General features: G+C 70.5%; 23 protein-coding genes. 18 read left to right on the top strand and 5 right to left on the bottom strand.

Annotated features, from left to right (window positions below; genetic code table 11):
* Positions 1–284: 284 nt before the first annotated feature.
* Complete coding sequence (locus tag M446_RS00750; RefSeq protein ID WP_012330154.1) at positions 285–1,322, top strand: YeeE/YedE family protein; 1,038 nt, start codon at positions 285–287, stop codon at positions 1,320–1,322.
* 4 nt (positions 1,323–1,326) lie between these two features.
* On the opposite strand, the gene M446_RS00745 is transcribed toward M446_RS00750, so the two are convergent.
* Together M446_RS00745 and M446_RS00740 are read right to left on the bottom strand one after the other, a co-directional pair.
* Positions 1,327–2,325, bottom strand: coding sequence for an MBL fold metallo-hydrolase (locus M446_RS00745; protein WP_012330153.1), 999 nt, complete (start codon positions 2,323–2,325; stop codon positions 1,327–1,329).
* 2 nt (positions 2,326–2,327) lie between these two features.
* Positions 2,328–2,654, bottom strand: coding sequence for an ArsR/SmtB family transcription factor (locus tag M446_RS00740; RefSeq protein ID WP_012330152.1), 327 nt, complete (start codon positions 2,652–2,654; stop codon positions 2,328–2,330).
* Positions 2,655–2,960: 306 nt separating this feature from the next.
* Between M446_RS00740 and soxC the strand changes: the two genes are divergently transcribed.
* From soxC to M446_RS00685, 11 genes are read left to right on the top strand one after another with little or no spacing between them, the layout of a single operon-like run.
* Positions 2,961–4,178, top strand: a complete 1,218-nt coding sequence (gene soxC / locus M446_RS00735) for a sulfite dehydrogenase (RefSeq protein ID WP_043701958.1) — start codon at positions 2,961–2,963, stop codon at positions 4,176–4,178.
* On the top strand, positions 4,162–4,830 hold the full coding sequence (locus M446_RS00730) for a c-type cytochrome (protein WP_012330150.1): 669 nt from the start codon (positions 4,162–4,164) through the stop codon (positions 4,828–4,830). Before soxC ends, M446_RS00730 begins: the two co-directional genes overlap by 17 nt.
* A 20-nt stretch (positions 4,831–4,850) precedes the next feature.
* Positions 4,851–5,198 carry a sulfur oxidation c-type cytochrome SoxX gene (gene soxX / locus M446_RS00725; protein WP_012330149.1) on the top strand — a complete coding sequence of 116 codons (348 nt, stop codon included), beginning with the start codon at positions 4,851–4,853 and terminating at the stop codon, positions 5,196–5,198.
* A 13-nt stretch (positions 5,199–5,211) separates the two neighbouring features.
* Entirely contained in the window at positions 5,212–5,700 is a 489-nt protein-coding gene (gene soxY / locus M446_RS00720; RefSeq protein ID WP_012330148.1) for a thiosulfate oxidation carrier protein SoxY, read from the top strand.
* A 28-nt stretch (positions 5,701–5,728) separates the two neighbouring features.
* Positions 5,729–6,040: a thiosulfate oxidation carrier complex protein SoxZ gene (soxZ, locus tag M446_RS00715; RefSeq protein ID WP_012330147.1), complete on the top strand. Its 312-nt coding sequence runs from the start codon at positions 5,729–5,731 to the stop codon at positions 6,038–6,040.
* Positions 6,037–6,897 (top strand): sulfur oxidation c-type cytochrome SoxA, encoded by an 861-nt coding sequence (gene soxA / locus M446_RS00710; RefSeq protein ID WP_012330146.1) that lies wholly within the window; start codon positions 6,037–6,039, stop codon positions 6,895–6,897. Before soxZ ends, soxA begins: the two co-directional genes overlap by 4 nt.
* A gap of 8 nt (positions 6,898–6,905) precedes the next feature.
* Positions 6,906–7,214: a hypothetical protein gene (locus tag M446_RS00705; protein ID WP_012330145.1), complete on the top strand. Its 309-nt coding sequence runs from the start codon at positions 6,906–6,908 to the stop codon at positions 7,212–7,214.
* On the top strand, positions 7,211–8,989 hold the full coding sequence (soxB, locus tag M446_RS00700) for a thiosulfohydrolase SoxB (protein ID WP_012330144.1): 1,779 nt from the start codon (positions 7,211–7,213) through the stop codon (positions 8,987–8,989). The genes M446_RS00705 and soxB overlap by 4 nt, the downstream gene beginning before the upstream one ends.
* Positions 8,986–9,453 (top strand): hypothetical protein, encoded by a 468-nt coding sequence (locus M446_RS00695; protein WP_012330143.1) that lies wholly within the window; start codon positions 8,986–8,988, stop codon positions 9,451–9,453. Before soxB ends, M446_RS00695 begins: the two co-directional genes overlap by 4 nt.
* A gap of 13 nt (positions 9,454–9,466) precedes the next feature.
* Positions 9,467–9,922 (top strand): hypothetical protein, encoded by a 456-nt coding sequence (locus M446_RS00690; RefSeq protein WP_012330142.1) that lies wholly within the window; start codon positions 9,467–9,469, stop codon positions 9,920–9,922.
* Positions 9,909–10,424, top strand: a complete 516-nt coding sequence (locus M446_RS00685) for a GlcG/HbpS family heme-binding protein (RefSeq protein ID WP_012330141.1) — start codon at positions 9,909–9,911, stop codon at positions 10,422–10,424. The genes M446_RS00690 and M446_RS00685 overlap by 14 nt, the downstream gene beginning before the upstream one ends.
* Before the next feature lie 140 nt (positions 10,425–10,564).
* Here M446_RS00685 and M446_RS00680 read toward each other — a convergent pair whose 3' ends face one another.
* Positions 10,565–11,881, bottom strand: coding sequence for an ATP-binding protein (locus M446_RS00680; protein ID WP_012330140.1), 1,317 nt, complete (start codon positions 11,879–11,881; stop codon positions 10,565–10,567).
* Positions 11,878–12,540, bottom strand: coding sequence for a response regulator (locus M446_RS00675; RefSeq protein ID WP_012330139.1), 663 nt, complete (start codon positions 12,538–12,540; stop codon positions 11,878–11,880). Before M446_RS00675 ends, M446_RS00680 begins: the two co-directional genes overlap by 4 nt.
* A 106-nt stretch (positions 12,541–12,646) precedes the next feature.
* Here M446_RS00675 and dsbD point away from each other — a divergent pair, with 106 nt between their 5' ends.
* From dsbD to M446_RS00660, 3 genes are read left to right on the top strand one after another with little or no spacing between them, the layout of a single operon-like run.
* Positions 12,647–14,437 (top strand): protein-disulfide reductase DsbD, encoded by a 1,791-nt coding sequence (dsbD, locus tag M446_RS00670; protein WP_012330138.1) that lies wholly within the window; start codon positions 12,647–12,649, stop codon positions 14,435–14,437.
* Between the two features lie 32 nt (positions 14,438–14,469).
* Entirely contained in the window at positions 14,470–15,102 is a 633-nt protein-coding gene (locus M446_RS00665; protein WP_012330137.1) for a DsbA family protein, read from the top strand.
* Complete coding sequence (locus M446_RS00660) at positions 15,102–15,986, top strand: L,D-transpeptidase family protein (RefSeq protein WP_415926927.1); 885 nt, start codon at positions 15,102–15,104, stop codon at positions 15,984–15,986. Before M446_RS00665 ends, M446_RS00660 begins: the two co-directional genes overlap by 1 nt.
* A 37-nt stretch (positions 15,987–16,023) precedes the next feature.
* On the opposite strand, the gene M446_RS00655 is transcribed toward M446_RS00660, so the two are convergent.
* Positions 16,024–16,482: a DUF2892 domain-containing protein gene (locus tag M446_RS00655; RefSeq protein WP_012330135.1), complete on the bottom strand. Its 459-nt coding sequence runs from the start codon at positions 16,480–16,482 to the stop codon at positions 16,024–16,026.
* Between the two features lie 164 nt (positions 16,483–16,646).
* Between M446_RS00655 and M446_RS00650 the strand changes: the two genes are divergently transcribed.
* The 3 genes from M446_RS00650 to M446_RS00640 are packed head-to-tail and all read left to right on the top strand — an operon-like array spanning position 16,647 to position 18,330.
* Complete coding sequence (locus M446_RS00650; RefSeq protein WP_012330134.1) at positions 16,647–17,072, top strand: YeeE/YedE family protein; 426 nt, start codon at positions 16,647–16,649, stop codon at positions 17,070–17,072.
* A gap of 2 nt (positions 17,073–17,074) precedes the next feature.
* The gene (locus M446_RS00645) at positions 17,075–17,524 is read left to right on the top strand and encodes a DUF6691 family protein (RefSeq protein ID WP_012330133.1); all 450 of its coding nucleotides are present in this window, start codon (positions 17,075–17,077) and stop codon (positions 17,522–17,524) included.
* Entirely contained in the window at positions 17,524–18,330 is an 807-nt protein-coding gene (locus tag M446_RS00640) for a sulfite exporter TauE/SafE family protein (RefSeq protein ID WP_012330132.1), read from the top strand. Before M446_RS00645 ends, M446_RS00640 begins: the two co-directional genes overlap by 1 nt.

Here is an 18,330-nt window from a genome sequence, read left to right as displayed (position 1 = left end):
CGGTCAGAGGGGCCGGCTCGAGGAATCCGCGGGCGGCACGGACGAGAGGATGGGGAAGGTCGGGCTTCCCTCTTTCCGCCTCCCGGGAGTGGCCCGCATGGACCTCGTCGTCGCGGCAACAAGGAAGCGAAGCCGGAGCAACGGTGGGGCGTTCCCGGAGGAGGCTGCTTCCGCAATCCCCGCACGTTCGACCTTCGCTAAGCTTCTCTTAAGGCGAGCCTCCAAGTCTCTCTGAAGTCGATGGGCCTGGGCCGATCTCGTTCGGCGGGCTGATGGGGGGAGTGATGGAGCCGCATGTCATTCGCGCGGTCCTTGGACTCGTGATCGGATGCGTGCTCGGCTATGCGGCGCGGCGCGGCCGCTTCTGCACGCTCGGCGCATTGGAAGATGCCGTTTATGGCCAGGACACGCGGCGGCTGCGCGCCTGGGCGCTCGCCATCGCGGTGGCGATGGTCGGCGTCCATGGCCTGCGCTTGTACGGGCTCGAACTCCACCGGACGCTGTACGCCTCGTCACAGCTCGCGATCGGACCCTTGATTCTCGGCGGCCTGACATTCGGGTTCGGCATGGCCCTCGTCGGCAATTGCGCCTTCGGGAATCTATTGCGACTCGGCGGCGGGGACCTGAAGGCCCTGATCGCTCTCCTCGTCGCGGCCGTCTCTGCGGTCATGGCGATGCGGGGGCTCACCGCCGTCGTGCGGGTGATGGCGGTTGATCCTCTCTTCGTGTCGATCCCCGGCGGGCGCTTGCAGCTCCTTCCGGACCTGCTCGGCGTCGGGAGCCCCGCATCGATGGCCCTCGCGGCCGCCTGCGCCGCCCTCCTCACCGTTTATGCCTTCGCGGATGGAGCTTTCCGGAATGACCGGACGCTCGCCGCGGCGGCGGTCGTGATCGGAACGTGCGTGACCGCGGGATGGTGGGCGACGGGGTTCGCCGGGTTCGATGCCTTCGGGACCGGCCGGCCGACGTCGCTGAGCTTCGCCCGGCCCATCGGCGACGCCCTGCTCTTCGCGATGGTGGCATCCGGGATGCAGGTCGATTTCGGGATCGCCTCGGTCCTTGGCGTGCTGGTGGGGGCGTTCGTCGAGGCGCGGCAGGCGCGGCGCTTCCGCTGGGAGGCCCCGGACGACCCGGGCGAGTTGCGGCGGCACATCGTCGGCGCGTTCCTGATGGGCACCGGCGGCATCACCGCGCTGGGCTGCACCATCGGCCAGGGCGTGACCGGGATCGCGACGCTGTCCGTCGGGTCGGCCATCGCCCTGGCGTCGATCGCGCTGGGAGGACGCGCCGGCCTCTATTACCTCGTGGAGCGGCGAGGCTGACCGCCTACGGCTCGGACTTCTTCCCGTCCGTGAAATTCGCGCCCTCGAGTTCCAGGAAGATGCGGTAGGCGTTGCCGCGGTTGTTGGCGGCGAAGGCGGGGAGCTTGTCGTAGGCGGACCAGTCGGCCGCCTTGTAGGCGGCATCGAAATCGGTCCAGCTGTCGACCGCGTTCTTCATCACCCGTCGCACGTCGGTGATGTACCCCGCCGTGAAGGCGATGGCCTTGGCCGCCTCGGTGGAAGGCTCGCCGTGGCCGGGGATGATGAAGCGCGGCTTCAATCCCTCGACCTGCTTCAGGGCCGTCAGCCATCGGCCGGTATCGACGTCGTCGCTGTTCATGTGCGGGATGCGGCCGTTCTGGACGATGTCGCCCGCGAACAGCACCCCGTCGGGCTCGACCATCATCATCATGTCGCTCGCCGAATGGGCGGGCCCGGCATAGAGCAGCACGAAGCGCTTGCCGCCGAGCGTGAGGGTCGCCCGCTCGGCGAAGGTGAGGTCGGGCGGGACGATCCGCGTGTGCTCGTCCACCCAAGGGGCGAGCGCTCCCTGGCGCTGGCGCAGGCGGGCATCCGCCCGTTCGTCGGCGGTCTCGTCGTTGTCGCGGTATTGCGCCGCCCGCTCCTGGGCGATCACGACGGCGCCGGTATGATCCTTGAACGCCTGCAGCCCGTAGATGTGATCGGCGTGGTAATGGCTCACCACGACGTAGCGCACGGGCTTGTCCGTGATGGTCCGGATCTGCTCCAGCAGCGCCCAGCCGAGGCTCGGCGTGCCGAGGGCGTCGTACACCACCACCCCGTCATCCGTGACCACGAAGCCGCCATTCGAGGTGTTGCCCTCGTTGGCTTGGCTCGGCACACCGGTATTCCCGAGACTGTAATAGATCGGCTTGCCAGGCACCTGCGCGACGGCGAGCGGCTTGCCGATCGGCGCGTAATCGGACGCCGACGCCGACCCCGCGAGCAGGACAGCCAGGATCAACGCGGCCCGCCGGATCATCCTCACAGGTCCTTGCAGTAAAGCTGCTTCAGAAGTCCGATCACCGCGACCGCGTTCGGGTCCTTGATGCTGTAGTAGAGCGTCTGGGCCTCCCGCCGGAACGTCAGCACTCCGTCCTCTCGCATCCGCGCGAGATGCTGCGACAGAGCCGACTGGCTGAGCCGAAGTTCCTCGACCAATTGCCCGACGGACAGCTCCCCATGCACGATCAGCAAACAGGCGATCATCAGCCGGTGCTCATTTCCGAGCAGGCGCAACAAGCGCACCGCCTCAGCGGCCTGAGCCGCGAAGGCATCCAGAGTCGTCTCGTCGATCGTCGTCGCCTGCATGGTCTCGCAAAACCGGCTGGCCCAGTCGGGTTGGGCGGGGGGAAGGTGTCACCATGGTCGCCCGAACGCGCCGCCCTGGCCAGTCAGCCAGCCGCCGCAAGAGGGCGGGGACCCGTATATCAGACTTTTCTAACTTTAGCATTGACTGATTGAAGGCGGGTGGCTAGCCCTAGTGAAGCGGCAGAAGCCGGTCCAATCGGGAGGAAGCCGGTGACGAACCGGGCCGACGGGCGCACGCCGAGGGGCGGAGCGCCGACGCTACCCCTTGCCCGTTCCCTTGGCCGTTCCCTTGGCCGGCGGACCTTCCTGCGCCTTGCCGCGGCGGGGGCTGGAGGCGCCGCGCTGCCGGTCCCGGCCCGGGCCGGGGAGGCGGGGCCGCCGCCCGAGTATCCCTGGTCGCAGAGCCTCGGGGCCGGCGTCGTGGACAGGCCCTACGGCCAGCCCGCCGCGCAGGAAGCCGGCGTCATCCGCCGCAACGTGCCCTGGCTGACGGCGGGCACCCAATCCTCGATCAGCTTCTCCCCGATCCAGGATCTCCAGGGCATCCTCACGCCCAACGGCCTGTTCTTCGAGCGCTACCATGCCGGCCGGGCCGACGTGGACCCGGAGCAGCACCGCCTGATGATCCACGGCCTCGTGGAGCGCCCGCTGCTGCTCTCGATGGGCGACATCGTCCGCTACCCTTCCGTCTCGCGCATCCACTTCATCGAGTGCCCGGCCAATGGCGGCATGGAATGGCGCGCGGCGCAGCTCAACTCCCTGCAGTTCACCCACGGCATGATCTCCTGCGCCGAGTGGACCGGCGTGACGCTCTCGACCCTCCTCGACGAGGTCGGCGTGAAGCCCGAGGGCAAGTGGGTCATGTTCGAGGGCGCGGACGGCGCCCACATGAACCGCTCCCTGCCCCTGTCCAAGTGCCTGGACGATTGCCTGATCGCCTACGGTCAGAACGGCGAGGCGCTGCGGCCCGAGCAGGGCTACCCGCTGCGGCTCGTGGTGCCGGGCTGGGAGGGCAACGTCAGCGTCAAGTGGCTGCGGCGCATCAAGATCGGCGACCAGCCGTGGTACTCCCGCGAGGAGACGTCCAAATACACCGACCTGATGCCCGATGGGAAATCCAGGGGATTCACCTGGGCCATCGACGCCAAGTCGGTCATCACCTTTCCGTGCCCCGAGAAGCCGCTCACCAAGCCGGGCCTCTACGAGGTGCGCGGCCTCGCCTGGACCGGCAACGGCAAGGTCAAGCGGGTCGACGTGTCCGTCGACGGCGGCGCCAACTGGCAGGCCGCCGCCCTGCACGAGCCGGTGCTGTCGAAGGCCCTGACCCGGTTCTCCCTGCCCTGGCAGTGGGACGGCACACCGGCCCTGCTCGAATCCCGGGTCATCGACGAGACCGGCTACGTGCAGCCGACCATCGCGGAACTGCGCAGGATCCGCGGCGTGAATTCCGTCTACCACAACAACTCGATCCAGACCTGGCAGGTGAAGCCGGATGGCAGCGTGTTCGATGTCCAGACCGCTTGACGCCCTTCTCGCCCTCGGCGCGCTCCTCGCGCTCGCCGGCCCCGCCGCGGCCGGGGGCAAGCCCCTCTACGGCTACGGCACGCGCCCGAGTCAGGCGCAGATCGACGCCTGGAACATCGACGTGCGCGGGCATGACGGCCTCGGGCTTCCGGCAGGCAAAGGCAGCGTCGATCAGGGCAGCGAGGTCTTTGCCGAGAAATGCGCCGCCTGCCACGGCACTTTCGGCGAGGGCGTCGACCGCTGGCCCAAGCTCGCGGGCGGCGAAGGCACCCTGACGGCGGATCGACCGGAGCCGACGGTGGGCAGCTACTGGCCGTTCGCGGCGACTCTCTATGACTACATCGACCGGGCGATGCCGTTTCCGAACCCGCGCAGCCTGACGCCTGACGAGGTCTACGCGCTCACCGCCTATATCCTGAACCTCAACAACCTGGTGCCCGGCGACTTCGTGGCCGACAAGGACAGCCTGCCCAAGGTCAGGATGCCCAACCGCGACAACTTCACCTGGGAGGATCCGCGGCCCGACACCCGCGCCGAGCCTTGCATGGCGAAGTGCCGCGATCCGAAGGCGATCACCATCACCTCGACCGCCGAGGGCAAGACCCTGACCCCGCGCACCACGGGGGCCCTCGACGACATGCAGCCGAAATGACGCCCCCGGAGGAGGCCCCCATGCGCCGGCATCCCTGTACGGCACTCCTGGTCGCCACCCTGGTCCTTGCCCGGGCCGGCGCTGCCCTGGCGCAGGGCGACGCGGCCGAGGGCAAGGCCATCGCGTTCGACCGGGGCCGGGGCAACTGCCTCTCCTGCCACGCGATCCCCGGCGGCGACTTGCCGGGCAATATCGGCCCGTCGCTGGCAGGCCTGAAGCAGCGCTACCCGAACCGCGAAGACGTCGTCGCGATCATCCGGGACGAGACCCTTCGCAATCCGGAGACGGTCATGCCGCCGTTCGGCCGGAACCTGCTCCTCTCCGACCGGGAAATCCGGTCCATCGTCGAGTACCTGTATTCGTACTGAAAGGGAGGCCGTCATGGCTGCCTACGACAGCAACATGTTCGACCGCCGCTTCGTCCTCCGGGCGGCGGGTCTCGGGAGTGTCATCGCGGCGGCCTCCTTCTGCCTCCCGCTCCGCGCCTCCGCCAATCCCGACGCCGCCTACCCGGCCGACGCCTTCAAGCAGAAGGGCGAGGCGGATGCCGTGAAGAAGCTGTTCGGGCAGGCCGCCACCGCCTCCGACAAGGTCAAGCTCGACGCCCCCGAGATCGCCGAGAACGGCGCCGTCGTGCCCGTCTCGGTCAGCACCGACCTGCCGGACGTCACCTCCATCGCGATCCTCGTCGCCGAGAACCCGAGCGCGCTCGCGGCCGTGTACAAGTTCGCGCCCGGCACGCTCCCCACCGTGGCGAGCCGCCTGAAGATGGCCAAGACCACGCCGGTCATCGCCGTCGTGGAGGCCGGAGGCAAGCTCTACAGCGCCACCAGGGAAGTGAAGGTCACGGTCGGCGGCTGCGGCGGCTGACGACGATCACACCAGGGGAGGAACACAGATGCCATCCACCATCCGCGTGCGCGCAACCGCCAGCGGCGACCAGACCGATGTCCAGTCGCTCATCCAGCATCCCATGGATTCCGGCTACGTGAAGGATGCCAAGGGAGAGTTGATCCCCCCGCACTACATCGAGACCGTCACCTTCGAGCACGGCGGCAAGGTGGTGTTCACCGCCTTCTGGGGACCCGCGGTCTCCAAGGATCCGTACCTCAAATTCAAGTTCTCGGGCGCCAAGAAGGGCGACGATCTCAAGGTCACCTGGACCGACAACCTGGGCAAGACGGATTCCTCCGTCGCCAAGATCGGATGAGTGCCGCCCTCGCTCCGGCGGCCGGGTTCGCGCTGGCCCTCGGCCTCACCGCCAGCGGCATCGCCGGCGCGCCGGCCGCCGAGATGGCCGATCCCAAGGCCGACTTGAAGGCCTTCCAGGCCTATTTCTACGAGAAGTTCCCGGACGTGAAGCACGAGGACTTCGTGAACGGGCCGTACTCGATGGACGCGGGCATGCGCAAGCAATGGGAGGAGAAGGAAGAGTTTCCTCCCTACGACTTCGCCATCGACAAGGGCAAGGAGCTGTTCGAGACGCCGTTCAAGAACGGCAAGACGTTCGCGGACTGTTTCGAGAACGGCGGCATCGGCATTCGTCAGACCTATCCCCGCTTCGACGCCAAGCTCGGCGAGGTCGTGACGCTCGAATACGCGGTCAACCTCTGCCTCACCGAGAACGGCGAGAAGCCTTATTCCTACGTGAAGGACGAGATGGCCGCCGTGACGGCCTACATGGCGTTCACCTCGCGCGGCAAGCCCTTCGCCATCGAGGTGCCGAACGACCCGCGGGCGCTCGCGGCCTACGAGGCCGGCAAGCAGTACTTCTACACCCGCCGGGGGCAGCTCAACTTCTCCTGCGCGAGCTGCCACGTGCAGAACCCCGGCAACCGCATCCGCGCCGAGGTGCTGGCGCCGGCGTTCGGCATCACCGCGGCCCTGCCGATCTACCGCTCGGAATGGGGCGGCATGGGCACGGCGACCCGCCGCTACATGTCCTGCAACAGCCAGGTGCGCGGCACGCCGCTCGCCCCCGACGACGTCCTCTATCGCGACGTCGATTACTTCCTGTCCTTCATGAGCAACGGGCTGCCGATCTCCGGCCCCGGCGCGCGTCCGTGAGGTCCGACATGGTTTCGGCATTCGCCCGCGCCGCCCTCGTCGCCCTCCTGCTCCCGGCCCCGGCCGTCCTGGCGGCAGGCGCGCAGGAGGCGAACGATGCCTATGCGGCGGCCAAGGCGCTCTCCGACAAGGCCGCCGCCAACAAGAACCAGTGGCCCGCCACGGCGACGGCGCTCGCCGCCGCCAAGGCCGCCGCCGAGGCGGGCCGCTACGACGAGGCTCTCGCCCGGGCCCGGGAGGCCGAAGCCCTTGCCCGCGCCTCCATCGACCAGACCGAGCGGGAGAAGACCGCCTGGAAGAATGCGGTGATCCGATGACGCGCGACTTCGACGGATCGAATGCCGGCCTGCCCCGGCGGCGGCTCCTCCAGGCGGGGGCGGCCCTGGCGCTGCCGTTCCTGTGGCGCCGCGCCCTGGCGCAGGACGCCGGTGCCGGGCTCTACGACCTTGAACCGTTCGGCAATGGGCGCCTCCTGCACATGACCGACACCCATGCGCAGCTGCGGCCGATCCTGTTCCGGGAGCCGAGCGTCAACATCGGGATCGGCGCGATGCGGGGCCGCCCGCCGCACCTCGTCGGCGAGGCGTTCCTGAAGCGGTTCGGCATCGCCCCCGGCAGCCGGGAGGCCTACGCCTTCACCTATCTCGACTTCGAGGAGGGCGCGAGACGCTACGGCCGGCTCGGCGGCTTCGCGCACCTGAAGAGCCTCGTCGCCCGCCTGCGCGCCGAGGCGCCGGGAGGCCGAGCCATGCTCGTCGACGGCGGCGACCTCTGGCAGGGCAGCGGCCTCTCGAACGCCCGCAAGGGCGCCGACATGGTCGAGGCGGCCAACCTGCTGGGCATCGAGGCGATGACCGGCCACTGGGAGTTCACCTACGGGCAGGACGGGGTGCGCGCCAACCTCGACCGCTTCAAGGGCGAGTTCCTGGCGCAGAACGTGTTCCTCACGGAGGAAGCGGCCTTCAACGAGGCGCCGGCCTTCGATTCCGCCTCCGGCCGGGTATTCAAGCCGGCGACGGTGAAGGCGTTCGGCGACCGCCGTGTGGCGATCATCGGTCAAGCATTCCCCTACGTGCCGATCGCCCACCCGAAGCGCTTCACGCCGGACTGGACCTTCGGCATCCGCGACGCCGAACTCCAAACCCTGGTGGACGACCTGCGGACGAAGGAGAAGGTCGATGCCGTGGTGCTGCTCTCTCACAACGGCATGGATGTCGATCTGAAGCTGGCGAGCCGGGTCTCCGGCATCGACCTGATCCTCGGCGGCCACACCCACGACGCGGTGCCCGAGCCCGTCGCGGTGACGAATTCCCGGGGCAAGACGCTGGTCTCGAATGCCGGCTCCAACGGCAAGTTCCTGGCGGTGGTCGATCTCGACCTCGCCCCGGGCTCCCTGCGGGGCATCCGCTACCGCCTGCTCCCGGTCTTCGCCGACCTCCTGAAGCCCGATGCCGAGATGGAGGCGTTGATCACCTCCCTCGAAGCCCCGCACGCGGCCGCGTTTGGGCGGCGCCTCGCCACCGCCGGGGACATGCTCTACCGCCGGGGCAATTTCACCGGCACGATGGACCACCTGCTCTGCGATGCCCTGCGGGCGCAGCTCGACGCGCAGATCTCCCTGTCGCCGGGCTTTCGCTGGGGCACGACGACGCTCGCCGGCGGCGACATCACGGCGGCCGACCTGCTGGCGCAGACCGCGACGACCTATTCGGAGGTCTACGTCCAGCCGATGACCGGCGCGCAGATCCATTCGATCATGGAGGATATCTGCGACAACCTCTTCAACCCGGACCCGTACTACCAGCAGGGCGGCGACATGGTCCGCGTCGGCGGCCTGAGCTACCGCTGCGAGCCTGGGGCCGAGAGCGGCAAGCGCCTCTCGAACCTCACCCTCACCGGGGGCGGCCCCCTCGATCCGGCCAAGACCTACAAGGTGGCGGGCTGGGCCTCGGTGAACCCGCAGGAGGGCAAGCCGGTCTGGGAGGTGCTGGAGGCTCATCTCGGTCGCTCGGGCAAGGCCACCCTGTCCGCCGACAAGCCGGTCGAGGTCGGAGGCGTGGCGGACAATCCCGGCTACGGCAAAGCGGCGTGAGCCGGTTCGGCCTCCCGCGCAGGCTGCTGCTCGGCGCGGCCCTGGCCCCGGTCGCCGCGCAGGCGGCCGGGACCGTCGGTGGCGGCCCGGCGCCGGAGGTATCGGCCTTCGCCGAGCATCGCCTCGCCCTCCAGCTCTCCGAGCGCGAGCCGCATCGGCAGGATCTCGTGCTCAGCGTCGCCAACAACGTGCTCAAGGCCTACGGACCGGACAAGGTCGCCATCGAGGTCGTCGCCTTCGGACCCGGCATCGACATCCTGCGGGCGGAGAGCCCGCACCGGGCCGGCGTCGACAGCCTCGTCTCGCAGGGCGTGCGCTTCGACATCTGCATGAACACCGTCGAGACTGTCGCCCGTGCGACCGGGCAGCGGCCGGCGCTCAATCCGCACGCCATCCCGGTCGAGGCCGGGGTGGTGCAACTCATGACGCTCGCCGAGGCCGGGTACATCCTGGTCCGGCCCTGATCGGGGATCCGCCATGCGACAGCCCGCTCGACGCCTGATCCTGTTCCTGCTGGCCGGGCTCGCCGCCGCCCCGGTCTCGGCCGCCGAGGGACGCGGGGGGCATCGCGTCGTGTTCCAGGTGGACACGGCCGATCCGGCCACGATGAACCTCACGCTCAACAACGCCACCAACGTCGTCGACCACTACCGCGCCAAGAACGAACAGGTGGAGATCGACATCGTCGCCTTCGGACCGGGCCTCGCCATGTACCGGGCCGACAAATCGACGGTGGCCGACCGGATCGCGCATTTCGCCGATTACGGCTTCCCGGCGAAGGTCCAGTTCTCGGCCTGCAACAACACGAAGACCGCCATGGAGAGAGCCGAGGGGCACCCGATCACGCTGCTGCCGCAGGCGACGATCGTGCCCTCCGGAGTGGTGCAGATCATGGAGCGGCAGGAGCAGGGGTGGAGCTATGTGCGGCCGTAAGGCGATCATCCGGCGCGCGGTCTTCGTCGCCTTCGCGAGCGTGTTCCTCGCCCGCCCGGCCGCCGCGGAGGAGGCCCTCGTCACCTACAAGTCGGTCTCGCCCGACATCGCCTTCGAGATCGCCCAGGCGGCCTTGAGGAGGTGCCGAGAGGACGGGCTTCAGGTCGCGATCGTGGTGATGGACCGGTTCGGCGCACCCCTCGTGCTGCTGCGCGACCGCTTCGCCGGCCTGCCCGCGGCGACCACGGCCTCGTCCAAGGCCTACACCGCGTTGAGTTTTCGCAGCTCCACGGCGGAGTTCGCCAAGGGCATCGAGACGAAGCGCCTCGATGCCGGGCTCGGACGATTGCCGAACGTGGTCGCCATGGCCGGCGGCCTGCCCATCGAGGCGGGCGGGGGCATCGTCGGCGCGGTCGGGGTCTCCGGCGCGCCGGGGGGCGACAAGGACGATGCCTGCGCCGCCGCCGGCATCGAGGCGGTGCGGGACAAGCTGGATTTCTGAAGCCGCCGAGACCGGATCGGGCGTGTCATACCACATCCGCTTGATCCCTTCGGGATGGCGAAGCAATCAACCGGATGTCGTTTGAGGTGGTCCGCCCGAACCTGCAAGAGCGCGTTGCCGAGCGAGTGCCCGGGGCGTGATCAGCCCCGGACGATCTCCGCCTCCAGCCCCTGCCGGTCCGGTCGATTGCGGAGGCGCAGGCTCAACCCGCTCCGGCGGGATGCCATCTCTGCGATGGCCAGGCCGAGCCCGCTTCCCGTCGCGCTCTTGTGGCGGCCGCGAAAGAAGCGCTTCATGGCGTGCGGCAACTCCTCCTCGGGGATGCCGGGTCCCTCGTCGCGCACGACGACGCCCCCGCCGCCCGGCCGCGCGGCCCATTCCACCAGCCCGGCCTGCATGTGCTGCACGGCGTTCTCGTGCAGGTTTCGGACGGCGAGACGCAGGCTCTCCGGGTCGGCCCACATCGTGTAGCCACGCAGCCCGGGGTCAACCACGGTCCGGATGCCGGGAGGTGCTCGCAGACCTTCCACGGTCTCGGCCACCAGCGCACCCACATCGACCTCCGTCAGAGGCCGGGTTTCCCCCGAGGCGTCGAGCCGGGCGGTGTCGAGGAGCTGGCGGACGAGGCGCGTCGTGCGGTCCACGGCCGCGAGAATCTGGTGCAGCGCGGCTTTCGCGACCTCCGGGTCCGTTGCGGCCATGGCGACCTGGGCCTGAGTCTTCAGGCCGGCGAGCGGGGTGCGCAGCTCGTGCGCGGCGAACGCCGTCACCTCCCGTTCGTGCCGGCGCGCCGCCTCGACCTTGAGGAACAGCCCGTTGAGGGCGTCGGCCAGAGGGCGGACCTCCGTCGGGGCCTGGCCCGCGTCGATGGCGCTCATGTCGTCGGCGTCGCGAGCCGCGAGGTTCCGGGCCATCAGCCGCAAGGGGCGCAGGCCCCGTCCGAGGCTCGCCCAGATCAACATGCCGAGCAGAGGCACGACGAGGAGCGCGGGGGTGATCAGACCCATGATGAGGTCGGTGACGAGGCGTTCGCGCAGGCCGAGGCGGTCGCCGACCATGACGCGCACGCCCTTCTCGCCATCCTCCACCGTGAACACCCGCCAGGTTTCGCCGTCGACCTCGCGCTCCGAGAAGCCGGCCGGCGCATCGGTCAGGCGCCGCTCCGGGGCTCCGCTCGACCGCGCGACCATGCGCCCGTCGAGGGACCAGATCTGGCAGGAGAGCTGCCGCTCGTAGGCCGTCGGCGCCGGGAAGGTGCGCGGCGTCCCGTCCGCGCCCGTGCCGCCGACCGCGCCGACCAGGGAGCTGACCATGCGCGCGGCTTCCTGGAGGCGATTGTCGAGGACCTGCTCCACCTCGCGCCTCGAGCCCAGGTAGATCCAGGCAACCGCGCTGAGCCAGATCAGGCCGGTGGCGAGGAGGAGGATGGCGAAGAGCCTGACGCGCAGCGACCTCATGCGGGCGCCCTCATGCGGTAGCCGAGGCCGCGCACCGTCTCGATGGCGTGCTTGCCGATCTTGGTGCGCAGGTTGTGGACGTGCACCTCGACCGCGTTGCTCTCAACCTCTTCCTGCCAGCCGTAGAGGCGCTCCTCCAGCTCGGCCTTCGAGCGCAGCACGCTCGGGCGTTCCATCAGCGCGGCGAGCACCATGAACTCGCGCCGGGACACGGTGACCGGCGCCCCGTCGACCGTGACGGTCAGGCTGCCGGGGTCGAGCCGGATGCCGCCGTGCTCCAAGCCGGCGGCGGCCCGCCCTGAGGCGCGCCGGACGACCGCACGGATGCGGGCCGAGAGCTCGTCGAGGTCGAAGGGCTTGCCGAGATAGTCGTCGGCGCCCCCGTCGAGCCCGGCGATCCGGTCGGCCACGGCGTCGCGGGCCGTCAGCAGGACGACGGGCGTCCGGTCGCCCCGGCCGCGCAGGCCGCGCAAGACGTCGAGGCCCGAGCCGTCCGGCAGCATCAGGTCGAGAATGACAGCCCCGAACTGACTTGCCGTGAGTGCGGCATCGGCGTCCGCGCAGGTCGCGACGCAGTCGACGGCCGCCCCGCTCAGGGCGAGCCCGGCCCGCAAGCCGTCCGAGAGGATGGGATCGTCCTCGACGACGAGGATTCGCATGCGTGTCTCCCTTGCCGGCCCGGCATCCTCCAGGCCTGGCTTAAGGCTGGCTTAAGCTGCGTGTCCGACCCGCGACGGACCGATCCGAACCCGGACCCCGCCGCTCATGCCGAACGTTCTCGCGCACCTTGTCCTCGCTCTCGTGGTCTGGGCGGGCTCGTCGCTGTGGTCACCGGGGCAGTGCCAGGACGCCGCCACGCGGCAAGGGCCGTTCTCCCTCGCGGTGACCCGCGACGCGGACCTCTCGCTCCACCTGCGTTGGACCATTGCTCCCGGCACCTACCTCTATCGCGACAGGATCGCCGCCGCCGCACCGAGCGGTCAGTGGCTACCGGTCACAACGGAACCGGGCGAGATCAAGGACGACCCGAACTTCGGGCCCACCGAGGTTTATCATGGCTCGGCCGGGGCCATCGTGCCGGGCGCGGCTCTCGCAGGCGCGCGCGAAGTGCGGATCACCTATCAGGGCTGCGCCGACAAGGGCATCTGCTACCCGCCGGTCACGCGGCGGGTGGACTTGGCTGCCCTGAGCGCCGCGGATGCGCCGCCGCGTGGAGGCGGTGCCGCGCCCGGGCGCGCTGCGATGCCTGCCATCCACGCATCGAATGCCTCGCGCTCGGGCGTCCCTCCCGGCGGCCCCGCCTCGCTCCTCACCGGCAACCTGATCGGCGTCCTGTCAGGCATGTTCGGGCTCGGCATCCTCTTGGCATTCACCCCCTGCGTCCTGCCGATGGTGCCCATCCTGTCGGGGATGCTGGTCCGCTCTGGCCAGGCGCTCACGCCGGAGCGCGGCCTCGTCCTCTCCGGCAGCTACGTCCTCGCGATGGCCGCGGCCTATGCCAGCCTCGGCCTCGCCGCAGCTTGGCTCGGGCGCAACCTGCAGGTTGCGCTTCAGACGCCGGTCGCCCTCGGGCTGATGGCCACCGCCCTCGCCGCGCTCGCCCTGTCGATGTTCGGCCTGTTCGACATCCAGGCGCCGCGCTGGTGGCGAGACCGTGCCGGCGCCGCGTCGCCGGCGAAGGGAGGATCGGTCCTCGGCGCCGCGCTGCTCGGCTTCAGCGCGGCCCTGGTCGTCGGGCCTTGCGTGACGCCGCCGCTTGCGGCCGCGCTCCTGTCCGTTGCCCAGACCGGCTCCGTCCTTCGTGGCGCGCTGGCCCTCTTCGCCCTCGGCCTCGGGATGGGCGCACCGCTGGTGCTGGTCGGCACCTTCGGCGCCGGCATCCTGCCGCGCTCCGGCCCATGGCTGGTGCGGGCCAAGCACGCCTTCGGATTCGTCTTCCTGGCGCTCGCGGTCTCGCTGGTCACCCGTCTGCTGCCGGACGGGCTGTCGCTCCTGCTCTGGGGCGCGCTCGCCATCGGCTTCGGGCTGTCGGTCGCGGCGATTGCCACGAGCGGCATCCCGGCGCGCGTGGGCAGGACGGCGGGGATCGTGGCCGTCGCTTACGGCTGCGCCCTCGTCATCGGCGCCGCGGCGGGCGGGACCGACCCCCTGCGACCGCTCGCCGGGTTCGGCACTGCGCGGGCGGGCCGCGCCGCCGAGGCCCGGACGGTTTCCTCCGTCGCTGCATTCGAGACCGCCCTGCGGGCCGCACGCGGCGAGGGTAAGCCGGTGCTCGTCGAGTTCGCCGCCGACTGGTGCACCGTCTGCAGGACGAACGAGCGAACGGTCCTGGCCGATGCCGCCATCCGGGAGAGGCTCAAGGCCGTCTGGGTCATCCGGGCCGACGTCACCCGCGACGACGCCGACACCCGCGCCCTGATGCAACGCTTCCAGGTCGTCGGACCGCCGACGCTCATCCTGATGCGCCCCGACGGCGCCGAGGTCCGGGAGGCCCGCACCGAGGGCGAGCTCACGGTCGAGGACCTGACGCGCGGTCTCGCCCTCGTCGGCGCCTGAGCCACCCCCTCGACACACCCACGGAGACCGTCATGGACCGCAGGACCCTGCTCGCCCTTCTGCCCGCCGTCGCGCTCGCGCCGGTCCTGTCGTCACCGCCAGGAGCCGCCCAAGCCGTCGCCGAAGGCATCGACGCGAACGCCATCCTCAACGACCCCGAGGCGCCGGTCTCGGGCAACCCGAAGGGCGACCTGACCATCGTCGCCTTCCTCGATTACAATTGTCCCTTCTGCAAGAAGTCCGAGCCCGACCTCATCCGGCTGGTGAAATCGGACGGCCGGATCCGTCTCGTCCACAAGGATTGGCCGATCCTCGGCGACGCCTCCGTCTACGGCGCTCAGCTCGCGCTCGCGGCGAAGTACCAGGGTCGCTACGACGCGGTGCACCGCGCGCTCATGGCCATTCCGGGCCGCAAGATCCCGAAGGAGCGGATGCTGGAGGTCGTGTCCGCCTCAGGTGTCGACATGGCCCGCCTGGAGGAGGACCGGAAGGCCCGCCAGGGTGAGATGGCGGCTCTGCTCCAGCGCAACCTCGACCAGGCCGACGCCCTCGGCCTGCAGGGCACGCCCGTCTTCCTGATCGGCCCGCTGAAGGTCGCCGCGGCGCTCGACTACGACGGCTTCAAAGAGGCGGCGACCCAGGCGCGCGCCAAGGGCCGCCCATGATGCGGCGGGTTCCGCGTCTCCCGGCGCTGATCGCGCTCGCCTCGGCGCTCGGCGCCTGCACGGCCTCGATGGGCGCGCCGGCCCCGGTCGCGCAGGCCCGGCCGCAGATCGCGCCGGATGCTCTACGCCGGTACGCGGCCATCACGGACGAGCCGTTCCCGGTCGAGGCGGTCGACCCGCGCGATCTCAAGGCCCGCGACGTTCGCCAGGTGGTCGACGACCCGACGAAGGAGCGGCCCGGCACACTCGTGGTCGACCCCTACGGGCGCTTCCTCTACCTCGTCATGGAGGGCGGCAAGGCGATGCGCTACGGGGTGGGCGTCGGCAAGGCCGGCTTCGAGTTCACCGGCGAGGCGACGGTGGCCCGCAAGGCATCGTGGCCGCGATGGACGCCGACGCCCGACATGATCCGGCGGGACCCGACACGCAACGGGCGCTGGGCTGGCGGCATGCCGGGCGGGGAGAGGAACCCGCTCGGGGCCCGGGCGCTCTACCTGTTCAAGGACGGCAAGGACACGCTCTACCGCATCCACGGCACGACGGAGCCGTGGAGCATCGGCGAGGCGGTCTCCTCAGGGTGCATCCGCATGCTGAACCAGGACGTGATCGACCTGCACCGGCGCGTGCCCACGGGCACGAAGGTCGTGGTGCTCGGCTCGAGAGGCACCGCTCACGCCGCGCGCCAAGCCACGCCGGAGGCGACAGGCAGCCTCGGAAGCAGCGCATCCGCCGGTCCCACCTTGGACGACGGCCTCGATCATCCACGGCTCGACCGCCTCGACCGTGGCGCGCGCGACGGCGTGAGAGAGGACGTCGTTGCGCCGAGCGGCGTCGCCGAGTTGGCGCGCCTGCAGGGCATCGGGTTCGCGTACGTCCACCCTTAGCGCGGGCGGAAGGCGAAGCCGTTCCGGCGTCCGACCATCAGAGCCTGGCCGCCATGAGCGCGTGACTCGCCCGGGTGTCGTGGTCGCCCGGGCCCGGTCCGATGGGGCCGAAATCGCCCCGGAGGGCCTTCAGGGCGTTGCGCTCGACCTCGATCTCGCGGGCCGTGCGGAAGCCGAGCCGCCGTAGCACCGGCAAGGGCGGGCACCAGCCCTGGACGGCGTGCTGGAGCAGGAACGCCGTCACTGCCAGCGGCAGGGCGAGCCAGCGCCGGTCGGCGGTCATGCCGAGGACGGTTCCGGTGAGCGCCAGCGTCGCGGCATTGGCCTCCAGCGTCCGCTCGATGTCCCACTCCGCGTCGAGCTCACGCAATCGGTGACCGATCGCCTGCGGGTGCTCGGCATGCCAGCGGACGCTCGCTTCGAGGTCGGTAGCGATGCGCCGGTTGTCGCGCGCGCCTGTGTGAAGCGGGACCCGCTCCACGGTGCCGGGGATCATCGGCCGTCTCCCTCTTGACGTTAAATTAGATTTCACTAATTAAGCATCATCTAATGTGATGCGACGGGGTGCGGGGGCACCCGGTCCATGACAACCCCGGAGGCGGCGCAAGGATCGGGCGCCGCCCGCCGGTTTGCCCCTGCCGCGGCCCTGGAGTGATTACCATGAACGGCTTCACGCCACTCGGCGCCTCCTTCGGCGGCGTCATGATCGGGGCTTCCGCGGCCCTGTTCCTGCTCCTCAACGGACGCATCGCCGGCATCAGCGGCATCCTCGGCGGGCTGCTCGCCCCACCCTCGCGCGAGACCGGGTGGCGGGTCGCCTTCCTGGCCGGCCTCGTCCTCGCACCGCTGGTCTACGCCTGCCTGGGAGGAAGCCTGCCGCCGGTGACGGTCGACGCCTCGTTCCCGCTCCTCGTGCTCGCGGGCCTGCTCGTCGGGTTCGGCGCGCGCCTCGGGGCGGGCTGCACGAGCGGCCACGGCGTCTGCGGCATCGGTCGCGGCTCGCCCCGCTCCCTCGTCGCGACCGGCATCTTCATGGCCGTCGCCATCCTGACCGTCCTCGTCGCCCGCCGCCTGCTCGGAGGCTGAGCATGGCCAAGATCGCTTCCGCATGCGCCGCCGGCCTGCTGTTCGGGTTCGGCCTGCTCGTCTCCGGCATGGCCAACCCGGCCAAGGTCCTCGCCTTCCTCGACGTGACCGGACGCTGGGACCCGAGCCTCGCCCTCGTCATGGCGGGCGCCGTCGCGGTCTCTGCCGCCGGCGACTGGGTCGCGAGGCGCCGCGGCCGGCCGGTGCTGGAATCGCAGCTGGCGATCCCGACCCGGCGCGATCTCGACCCGCGCCTGATCGCCGGCGCCGCGGTCTTCGGCCTCGGCTGGGGCTTGGCCGGCCTGTGCCCCGGGCCCGCTCTGACCATCCTGACGGTCGTGCCGGGCCCCGCCGCGACTTTCGTCGCCGCCATGGTCATCGGCATGCTGCTGGTCCGCCTCGTTCCCTCGGCGGGCTCGAAGCCGGCGGCGGTGCAGGGAGCTGACGCGTGATGCCCGGCTTGCTGACATCCGGCCTCGCGACCGGCTCGGGCGGGGTCGTCGGCGTGATCCTCGGCCTCGTCGGCGGGGGTGGCTCGATCCTCGCGGTCCCGCTCCTGACCGACGTGGTCGGGGTGAGCTCGCCCCACGTGGCCATCGGCACCAGCGCCCTGGCGGTCTCGGTCAGCGCGGCCGGCAACCTCGTCCCGCAATGGCGGGCCGGGAACGTGAAGTGGCGGTGCGCGGCGGCGTTCTCGCTCGCCGGCATTCTCGGTGCGCTCGCCGGCTCGGCCTCGGCCAAGGCGGTCGACGGACAGAGTCTGCTGGCGCTGTTCGGGGTGGTGATGCTCGTCGTCGGGGGCCTGATGCTGCGCAAGCGGCGCGGCGAGGGCGATCCGGACGTGCGCCTGACCAGGCGGAGCGCCCCGGTGCTCCTGCCCTGGCTGCTCGGGATCGGGTTCTCGGTGGGCCTGTTCTCCGGCTTCTTCGGCATCGGCGGGGGTTTCCTGATCGTGCCGGGGCTGATGCTGGCGACGTCCATGCCGCTGCCGATGGCCATCGGCACCTCGCTGGTGGCGGTCAGCGCCTTCGGGGCCGCCACCGCGGCGAGTTACGCCGCCTCCGGCCTGATCGACTGGCCGCTGGCCGGCCTGTTCATCCTGGGCGGCGTGCTCGGCGGCCTCGTCGGCGCCCGCCTCGGCAAGCGCCTCGCCGGGCACAAGCGCGCCCTGACCCTCACCTTCGCCGGCCTCGTCATCCTGGTCGGCCTCTCCATCGTCGCCCGCGGGGGCCTGCCGCTCCTCGGCGCGGCGACCTGA

The sequence above is a fragment of the Methylobacterium sp. 4-46 genome (assembly GCF_000019365.1).
Taxonomy (GTDB): domain Bacteria; phylum Pseudomonadota; class Alphaproteobacteria; order Rhizobiales; family Beijerinckiaceae; genus Methylobacterium.
This window is presented reverse-complemented; position numbering and strand designations above follow the sequence as displayed.

Coding starts and splice junctions, on each gene's coding strand:
- soxY (WP_012330148.1), top strand. CDS start 5,212: ATGGCTGCCTACGACAGCAACATGTTCGACCGCCGCTTCGTCCTCCGG.
- soxB (WP_012330144.1), top strand. CDS start 7,211: ATGACGCGCGACTTCGACGGATCGAATGCCGGCCTGCCCCGGCGGCGG.
- M446_RS00690 (WP_012330142.1), top strand. CDS start 9,467: ATGCGACAGCCCGCTCGACGCCTGATCCTGTTCCTGCTGGCCGGGCTC.
- M446_RS00705 (WP_012330145.1), top strand. CDS start 6,906: ATGGTTTCGGCATTCGCCCGCGCCGCCCTCGTCGCCCTCCTGCTCCCG.
- soxA (WP_012330146.1), top strand. CDS start 6,037: ATGAGTGCCGCCCTCGCTCCGGCGGCCGGGTTCGCGCTGGCCCTCGGC.
- M446_RS00685 (WP_012330141.1), top strand. CDS start 9,909: ATGTGCGGCCGTAAGGCGATCATCCGGCGCGCGGTCTTCGTCGCCTTC.
- M446_RS00730 (WP_012330150.1), top strand. CDS start 4,162: ATGTCCAGACCGCTTGACGCCCTTCTCGCCCTCGGCGCGCTCCTCGCG.
- M446_RS00680 (WP_012330140.1), bottom strand. CDS start 11,881: ATGAGGTCGCTGCGCGTCAGGCTCTTCGCCATCCTCCTCCTCGCCACC.
- M446_RS00665 (WP_012330137.1), top strand. CDS start 14,470: ATGGACCGCAGGACCCTGCTCGCCCTTCTGCCCGCCGTCGCGCTCGCG.
- M446_RS00640 (WP_012330132.1), top strand. CDS start 17,524: ATGCCCGGCTTGCTGACATCCGGCCTCGCGACCGGCTCGGGCGGGGTC.
- M446_RS00675 (WP_012330139.1), bottom strand. CDS start 12,540: ATGCGAATCCTCGTCGTCGAGGACGATCCCATCCTCTCGGACGGCTTG.
- dsbD (WP_012330138.1), top strand. CDS start 12,647: ATGCCGAACGTTCTCGCGCACCTTGTCCTCGCTCTCGTGGTCTGGGCG.
- M446_RS00745 (WP_012330153.1), bottom strand. CDS start 2,325: ATGATCCGGCGGGCCGCGTTGATCCTGGCTGTCCTGCTCGCGGGGTCG.
- M446_RS00750 (WP_012330154.1), top strand. CDS start 285: ATGGAGCCGCATGTCATTCGCGCGGTCCTTGGACTCGTGATCGGATGC.
- M446_RS00655 (WP_012330135.1), bottom strand. CDS start 16,482: ATGATCCCCGGCACCGTGGAGCGGGTCCCGCTTCACACAGGCGCGCGC.
- soxX (WP_012330149.1), top strand. CDS start 4,851: ATGCGCCGGCATCCCTGTACGGCACTCCTGGTCGCCACCCTGGTCCTT.
- M446_RS00660 (WP_415926927.1), top strand. CDS start 15,102: ATGCGGCGGGTTCCGCGTCTCCCGGCGCTGATCGCGCTCGCCTCGGCG.
- M446_RS00740 (WP_012330152.1), bottom strand. CDS start 2,654: ATGCAGGCGACGACGATCGACGAGACGACTCTGGATGCCTTCGCGGCT.
- M446_RS00650 (WP_012330134.1), top strand. CDS start 16,647: ATGAACGGCTTCACGCCACTCGGCGCCTCCTTCGGCGGCGTCATGATC.
- M446_RS00645 (WP_012330133.1), top strand. CDS start 17,075: ATGGCCAAGATCGCTTCCGCATGCGCCGCCGGCCTGCTGTTCGGGTTC.
- soxZ (WP_012330147.1), top strand. CDS start 5,729: ATGCCATCCACCATCCGCGTGCGCGCAACCGCCAGCGGCGACCAGACC.